Here is a 6,828-nt window from a genome sequence, read left to right on the forward strand (position 1 = left end):
TTGGCCTTGAGCGCCTCGAGGTGGACGATATAGATCAGCGCGATATAGGAGATCATCGCCGGCAGGAAGGCGTGCTTGATCACCTCGACGTAGGGAATGCCGACGTACTCCACCATCAGGAAGGCGGCGGCACCCATCACCGGGGGCATGATCTGGCCGTTCACCGAGGAGGAGACCTCCACGGCCCCGGCCTTCTCGGCCGGGAAGCCCACCCGCTTCATCATCGGGATGGTGAAGGTCCCGGTGGTGACGGTGTTGGCGATGGAGGAGCCGGAGATCAGCCCGGTCATGCCCGAGGCCACCACCGCCGCCTTGGCGGGGCCGCCCCGGTAGTGGCCCAGCAGCGAGAAGGCGACCTTGATGAAGTAGTTGCCGGCGCCGGCCTTGTCGAGCAGGGCGCCGAACAGCACGAACAGGAACACGAAGCTGGTCGAGACCCCCAGGGCGATGCCGAACACCCCCTGGGTGGTCAGCCACTGGTGATTGATCAGGCCGTTTAGGCTGACCCCGCGATGGGCGAGGATCCCCGGCATATGGGGGCCGAACAGCGAGTAGAGGATAAAGATCGAGGCTACCACCATCAGCGGCGGCCCCAGCGCCCGGCGGGTGGCCTCCAGCAGCAGCAGGACGCCCACCACCCCGACGATCACGTCCTGGGTGATCGGTCGCCCCGGGCGGGTGGAGAGCTCGGCATAGAAGAGGTAGATATAGCCGGCGCAGAAGGCGGCCACCGCGGCGAACAGCCAGTCCTGGATCGGGATGCGATCGCGCGGCGACCGCTTCAGCGCCGGGTAGGCCATAAAGGCCAGGAACAGCGCGAAGGCCAGATGGATGGAGCGCGCCTCGGTGGCGTTGAACACCCCGAAGCCCACCATGAAGGGCAAGGGCGAGGCGATCCACAGCTGAAAGAGCGACCAGGCGGCGGCGATGCTGACCAGCAGCTTGCCCGGCACGCCCAGCGGCTTGCGCGCCCCCGTGTCGCTCGAGGCGACCATATCCTCCAGGTCGGTCTCCGTGGCCCCGGGAGTTGTCTTATCGTCCGTCATAAGCTGGCCCTGCCCACTGTACGTTGTCTTCTGGTTCGTTCCCTTCCCGCGGCGACGGCAGGAAGACGACTCCCCAACGAGATGCGCGGACGCCCCGAGGGGGTCCGCGCATCGTTCACCACGGGTGATTCACCCGGGTCACTCGATCCAGCCGCGCTCGCGGTAGTAGCGCGCCGCGCCGTCATGCAGGGGCGCGGTCAGGCCTTCGGAGATCATGGTCTCCTCCTCGAGATTCTCGAAGGCCGGATGCAGCCGCCGGAAGCGATCGAAGTTCTCGAACACTGCCTTGACGGTCTCGTAGATGATGTCTTCGTCCACATCGGTCGAGGCGACGAAGGTGGCCGCCACGCCGAAGGTCTCGACATCCTCGTCGTTGCCGCGATACATGCCCCCCGGAATCACCGCATGGGTGTAGTAGGGGTACTCCTCGATCAGCTCCTCGATCTCCGGACCGGTGACCGGAATCAGCCGGGCATCGATGGTGGTGGTGGCTTCCTGGATGGAGCCGTTGGGGTGGCCGACCACGTAGACCATGGCGTCGATGTTGTTGTCGGCAAGCGCCGCGGACTGTTCGGCGGCATCCAGCTGGGAGGCCAGCGAGAAGACGCCGGTATCCCAGCCCTTGACGTTCATCACCATATCCATGGTGTTGCGCTGGCCGGAGCCGGGGTTGCCGATATTGACGCGCTTGCCGGGAAAGTCGCTGATGTGCTCGATGCCGGAGTCGGCGCGTGCCACCACGGTCAGCGGTTCGCCGTGCATGGTGAAGACGGCACGCATCTCCTCCCAGGGGCCGTCCCCCTCGAACTGCTCCAAGCCATTGTAGGCCCGGTACTGGATATCGGACTGGACGACACCCATATCCAGCTCACCGGCCTTCATGCCGTTGACGTTGGCCACGGAGCCGCCGGTGGAGGGGGCGTTGCAGCGGATGTTGTGCTCATCGCTGCCGCGATTGACCATTCGGCACACCGACTGGCCGACGACATAGTAGACCCCCACCTGCCCCCCGGTGCCGATCGTGATGAAGCGATCTTGAGCCACGGCCGGCGCCGAGAACAGGGCGGCACCCAGCAGGGCACCGGAGAAGGCAGCCGCAGAGAAAGCATGGCGTTTCATGTACATACCCCTTGACGTTGTGAGCAAGCATGACGTTTCAGAAAGCAAGGCCTTGTCGGCAGCTGATGCCGTGCTTTTCTACTTTAGCAGAAAAACGCCCACTTTAAGCGAAAAACGCCTGCCCGCTGAATTTCTTTCACCACTGAACGGTAATGTTAGCCATCCTTATCGTTTAGTGGGCGTTAATTTTCAGTGATGACGGGAGGCTAGCGTTGTACTCTCGTGGCCCAGAAGCCGCACCCCCTATCGCACCTACGCAACGCTCTGCTCCCGAAAAAAAACTCCCCGCCGGATGAATGACCGACGGGGAGCCTTTGTCACGCGGCGGGCCACTCACCCGCCGCCTTTGCCGAATCACGACGCCTTCATGATCAGCGCCTGCTTTTCGTCCTTCATGGCGGCGAACTCGGCCTCGAAGAAGAACTCGCTCTCCCCCAGCGCCGGTTCCAGATGGTTGAGCCAGGTGGCCTCCTCGTCATACTTGGCGAAGAAGGGCCGCTGCACCCAGTCGCGGTCGCGGCCCTGGATGAAGCGCAGCACGAAGACCTTCTCGCCGTTGATCTCGGTGACGCCCTGGATCTCCACCTTGCCGGGGTCGGCGGACATCGACGGGCCACGCGCCGTCCGCGCCAGGCCCGGCACCTGCTTCATCGCCTCGCGGTAGATCTCCCAGGCGCGCACCAGCGGCACCTCGAAGTAGTGGCGGGCGCCGGTGTCGCGCTCCACGAACAGGTAGTAGGGGATCATCCCCAGGCGCACCTGCTGGGTCCACATCTTGGCCCACTGATCGGCATCGTCGTTGATGTGCTTGAGCAGCGGCGCCTGGGTGCGGATCTCGGCCCCGGTGGCACGGATGCGGCGGATCGCCTCCCGGCAGATGGGGGTGTCCATCTCCTTCCAGTGGTTGAAGTGCGCCATGAAGGCGACATGCTTACCGGCCGCGGTCAATTCCCGGAACAGCGCGAGGATATCCTCGGCGTCCGGGTCGGTGACGAAGCGGTAGGGCCAGAAGGTGAGGCTCTTGGAACCGATGCGGATGTCCTGGACGTGGTCCAGCTCGGGGGCCATCAAGCCTTCCAAGTACATGCGCAGGTGCTTGGCCTTCATCACCATGGGGTCGCCGCCGGTCATCAAGAGGTCGGTGACCTCGGTGTGCTCGGCCAGGTAGCGGTGCAGGGAATCCGCTTCGCTGGAGGCGAACTTCAGCTCCTTATCACCCACGAACTGGGCCCAGCGGAAGCAGAAGGTGCAGTAGCTGTGGCACACCTGTCCCTGGCTCGGGAAGAAGAGCACCGTCTCGCGATACTTGTGCTGCATGCCGGGCAGCGGCTCGCCGTCGAGCAGCGGCAGGTTGAGGTCCATCTGCCCCGCCGGATGGGGGTTGAGCTCGGCGCGGACGCGCTCGATCACCGGCTTCAGCTCGGCGGCGGTGGCCTCACGGCGCACCAGCTCGGCTATCGCGTCGAAGTGTTCGGGCTTGAGCATGCCGCGCTGGGGGAAGGTAAGCTGGAAGATCGGGTCCGCCGGGATGTTGTTCCAGTCGATCAGCTCGTCGATCACGTACTCGTTGACGCGAAACGGCAGCACCTGGCTGACGACCCGCATATCGAAACGCAGGTCGTCAGGCAGATTCTGGATCGCCTCGATCTTGTCGAGCTGGCGGTGGGTGTAGACCTTGAACTGTCGGGCCTCGAAGGCCTCGGCCTCGGGGCTGCCGAGCTCGATGTTGACGCGCTGGTTCATCTCGCCTCCTCGTCGCTGTCCGGGGGTCCTGCGAGCGGCAGGTCCACCGTCTTCTCTTCGGGGATGGCCATTGGTACAGGCCCGGCGAGGAAAGTGCAAATTTCTGCACCGATCTGCAACGAATGTCACGAAAAACCGCACGATACGCAACAGATCATTCAAGCCGCCCGGCTTGTTTCGCCGGCAGACGTTGGCGCGCCGCACCCTTCGCTTGCCCACCGCCGCGAAAAGCCACCAGACTGAGAGAAGCCATCCCAGTCAGGAGACGCGCCATGAACGCCAGCCTCGAATGTCAACAGGGCGATATCGCCCGCCAGCCGGACATGGATGCCGTGGTCAACGCCGCCAACGCCCAGCTGCGCCCTGGCGGCGGCGTGGCCGGCGCCCTGCACCGCGCCGCCGGTCCCGAACTCGACCGGGCCTGCCGCCCCCTGGCCCCCATCAAGCCCGGCCAGGCGGTAATCACCGAGGCCTTCGGCCTGCCCAACCGCCACGTGATCCACTGCCTGGGGCCCGTCTACGGCCGCGATGAGCCGGCCGACGAACTGCTCGCCGCCTGCTATCGCAATGCCCTGCGCCTGGCCGAGGAGCATGGCCTTGCCTCCATCGCCTTTCCGGCCCTCTCGGCCGGCGCCTTCGGCTATCCCGCGGCGGAAGCGGCGCATGTCGCGCTCTCCACGGTGCTCGCTACCCTGCCCGACTGTCCCCATGTCGAGCGAGTGCGCTTCGTGCTCTTCGATGCCAGCAGCGCCGAGCTCCATCGGGGCACCCTGGACGCACTGAAGCGCGATTAACACTCCGACAGGACTATGGGGATGATCCCTCGGCCCTGATGGAACAGGCACGACCCGCCAGGAAGAGCCGCGCGACGCTCTCGGCGCGTGCCGTCAACTGCTCGGCACAGCCCGCCAGGGCCGCCTCCAGCGTCATCGGCCCGTCGGCCAGGGCGAAGGCCGCGGTCACGCCTTCCGCATGGGCCGCCTGCCAACCGTTGCCCAGTCGGCCGGCCAGCACCACCACCGGCACGCCATGCTCACGAGCCCGTCGGGCGATACCCACCGGCGTCTTGCCGGCCAGGCTCTGGCCATCGAGCTGCCCTTCTCCGGTGATCACCAGATCGGCAGCGGACAGGCGCGCATCGAACCCCACCTGCTCCATCACCAGCTCGATACCGGGGCGCAACTCGGCGCCGAGGAAGGCGCGCGCCGCGAACCCCATGCCGCCGGCTGCCCCCGCACCGGGGAGCTGTCGATGGTCTTCCCCCAGGGCCGCCGCCACCGAGTCGGCGAAACGGCCCAGGGCCGCGTCCAGCACGGCCACCTCCTCCGGCGTGGCGCCCTTCTGGGGGCCGAATACCGCACTGGCCCCATGGGGGCCCAGCAGCGGATTGTCCACGTCCACCGCGGTCTCGACGACCACCCCGGCCAGGCGGGGGTCCAGGCCTTCGAGCTCGAGCTGCTCCAGCCGCGCCAGCGCCGCCCCTCCCGGCGGCAGCGGCTGTCCCTCGGCGTCCAGCAGCCGGGCGCCCAGGGCCTGCAGCATGCCGGCACCGGCATCGTTGGTGGCGCTGCCGCCGAGCATCAGCAGCAGCCGCTCGGCCCCTAGGTCCAGCGCCGCCTGGATCAGCTCGCCGACCCCGCGGGTCGTGCTGTGCAGCGCCGTGCGCTCAGCCGACGCGAGCCGCTGCAGGCCGCTCGCCTCGGCCAGCTCGATGTAGGCAGTACGAGTCCGGGGCTGCCAGCCCCAGGCGGCCCGGCAGGACCGCCCCAGGGCGTCGTGCACGAGCTGTTCCCGACGCTGCGCGCCGGTAGCGGCAAGCAGCGCCTCCAGGGTGCCTTCGCCGCCGTCCCCCATGGGGCACTCGTCGAGTCGCATATGCGGATCTACCCGGCGGAAACCCTCGGCCATCGCCCGAGCCGCCTCACGAGCGGGGAGCGCATCCTTGTAGCTGTCGGGGGCGAGGATGACGTTCATCGCGACCTCCTTTCTTCCAGTCTTTAGAGACTGTCAGACTTAACGCTGATCCGCTACGAGATCCGGCCTTTCGGCCAATTTCATTCGATCTGATTCGTTAAATAGCGCTATAAGCCTCATCAGATCGATAAGCTTGTCTCGAAATCCGAACCTCTCGCGACAATCGGTCAAACCCGACAGGCTCCTCGTCAGTATGGCTCCGGCGCCCCCTGGTCGGCGTCTTCTCCAGCGTCCGCCTCCAACGGGCAGCGCCCGGGGCTCCCGGGCCAGCCGACGCAGTCGCCCTCGGCGATGCCCAGCCGCTCGAAGGTGCCGGCGTTGACCTCCACTGCCGCCCGGTAGGGCACCCCGGGATAGGTGACCGGGCACTCGGCGGGGTCGGCCGAGCCGCAGGGCCACAGGGTGAAGGTGGCGGCGATGCGCCCATCCTCGCCGATGAAGGCGATGTCCAGGGGAATGCGCGTGCGGTACATCCAGAAGCCGCTGTTCGGCGACTGGCTCTCCCGGTAGAGGAACAGCATGCCGGTGTCCTCCTCGAGGCGGTCGCGCTCCATCAGGCCGCGGCGGCGCTCGGGCCCGGTGCGCGCCACCTCGACCTCGAAGCGCCGCACGCCCTCGGCGGCGTGGACCTCAAGCGGCACCACCGTCAGGCCCGAGGGGGCGTGCGCCTCGGCCAGCGCCGTCGACGGCAGGGCCAGCAGCAGCGCCAGCCCCAGGCCCCATTGCCGGATTCCAGTCATGTCGTCCTCCTCGTCTCGTCCGGCGCCGCCTGCGCCGGCATCAGGTGAATCCCCTTCGCCAGCAGCGACACCCGCACGGCCTCCCCGCGGGCCAGGCCGTTGCGCCGGGCCGCATGGGTGGCGATCTCGAAGCTCAGGGTCTGCTCGGTATGATCGAAGGCCAGAGCCACCGAGGTCATCCCGCCCAGCACCACCAGCGACTCGAC

6 protein-coding genes and 2 pseudogenes are annotated in these 6,828 nt (G+C 66.9%); 2 read left to right on the forward strand and 6 right to left on the reverse strand.

All coding sequences use genetic code 11. From position 1 onward, the window contains the following. Together J5F18_RS17455 and J5F18_RS17460 are read right to left on the reverse strand one after the other, a co-directional pair. Positions 1-1,046, reverse strand: a pseudogene (locus tag J5F18_RS17455) (TRAP transporter fused permease subunit); the annotation flags it as partial. Positions 1,047-1,184: 138 nt separating this feature from the next. Beyond that, positions 1,185-2,165, reverse strand: coding sequence for a TAXI family TRAP transporter solute-binding subunit (locus tag J5F18_RS17460; protein ID WP_346299803.1), 981 nt, complete (start codon positions 2,163-2,165; stop codon positions 1,185-1,187). Here J5F18_RS17460 and J5F18_RS17465 point away from each other — a divergent pair. Next, positions 2,164-2,361 (forward strand): hypothetical protein, encoded by a 198-nt coding sequence (locus J5F18_RS17465; RefSeq protein ID WP_346299804.1) that lies wholly within the window; start codon positions 2,164-2,166, stop codon positions 2,359-2,361. The two genes, J5F18_RS17460 and J5F18_RS17465, sit on opposite strands and share 2 nt — an antisense overlap. Positions 2,362-2,519: 158 nt before the next feature. Here the strand turns inward: J5F18_RS17465 and J5F18_RS17470 are convergent, their stop codons facing one another. After that, positions 2,520-3,908, reverse strand: coding sequence for a lysine 2,3-aminomutase (locus tag J5F18_RS17470; protein ID WP_346299805.1), 1,389 nt, complete (start codon positions 3,906-3,908; stop codon positions 2,520-2,522). 272 nt (positions 3,909-4,180) lie between these two features. Here J5F18_RS17470 and J5F18_RS17475 point away from each other — a divergent pair, with 272 nt between their 5' ends. After that, a complete protein-coding gene (locus tag J5F18_RS17475) occupies positions 4,181-4,702 on the forward strand; it encodes a macro domain-containing protein (protein ID WP_346299806.1) in 522 nt (173 codons plus the stop codon). Positions 4,703-4,715: 13 nt separating this feature from the next. Here the strand turns inward: J5F18_RS17475 and J5F18_RS17480 are convergent, their stop codons facing one another. The 3 genes and pseudogenes from J5F18_RS17480 to J5F18_RS17490 all read right to left on the reverse strand — a co-directional run. Next, the gene (locus tag J5F18_RS17480; protein WP_346299807.1) at positions 4,716-5,882 is read right to left on the reverse strand and encodes a glycerate kinase; all 1,167 of its coding nucleotides are present in this window, start codon (positions 5,880-5,882) and stop codon (positions 4,716-4,718) included. 188 nt (positions 5,883-6,070) lie between these two features. Continuing rightward, entirely contained in the window at positions 6,071-6,622 is a 552-nt protein-coding gene (locus tag J5F18_RS17485) for a DUF192 domain-containing protein (protein WP_346299808.1), read from the reverse strand. Beyond that, positions 6,619-6,828 (reverse strand): annotated as a pseudogene (locus J5F18_RS17490) (hypothetical protein); the annotation flags it as partial. The gene J5F18_RS17485 and the pseudogene J5F18_RS17490, both read right to left, overlap by 4 nt.

It is taken from the genome of Halomonas sp. BM-2019, assembly GCF_017584085.1.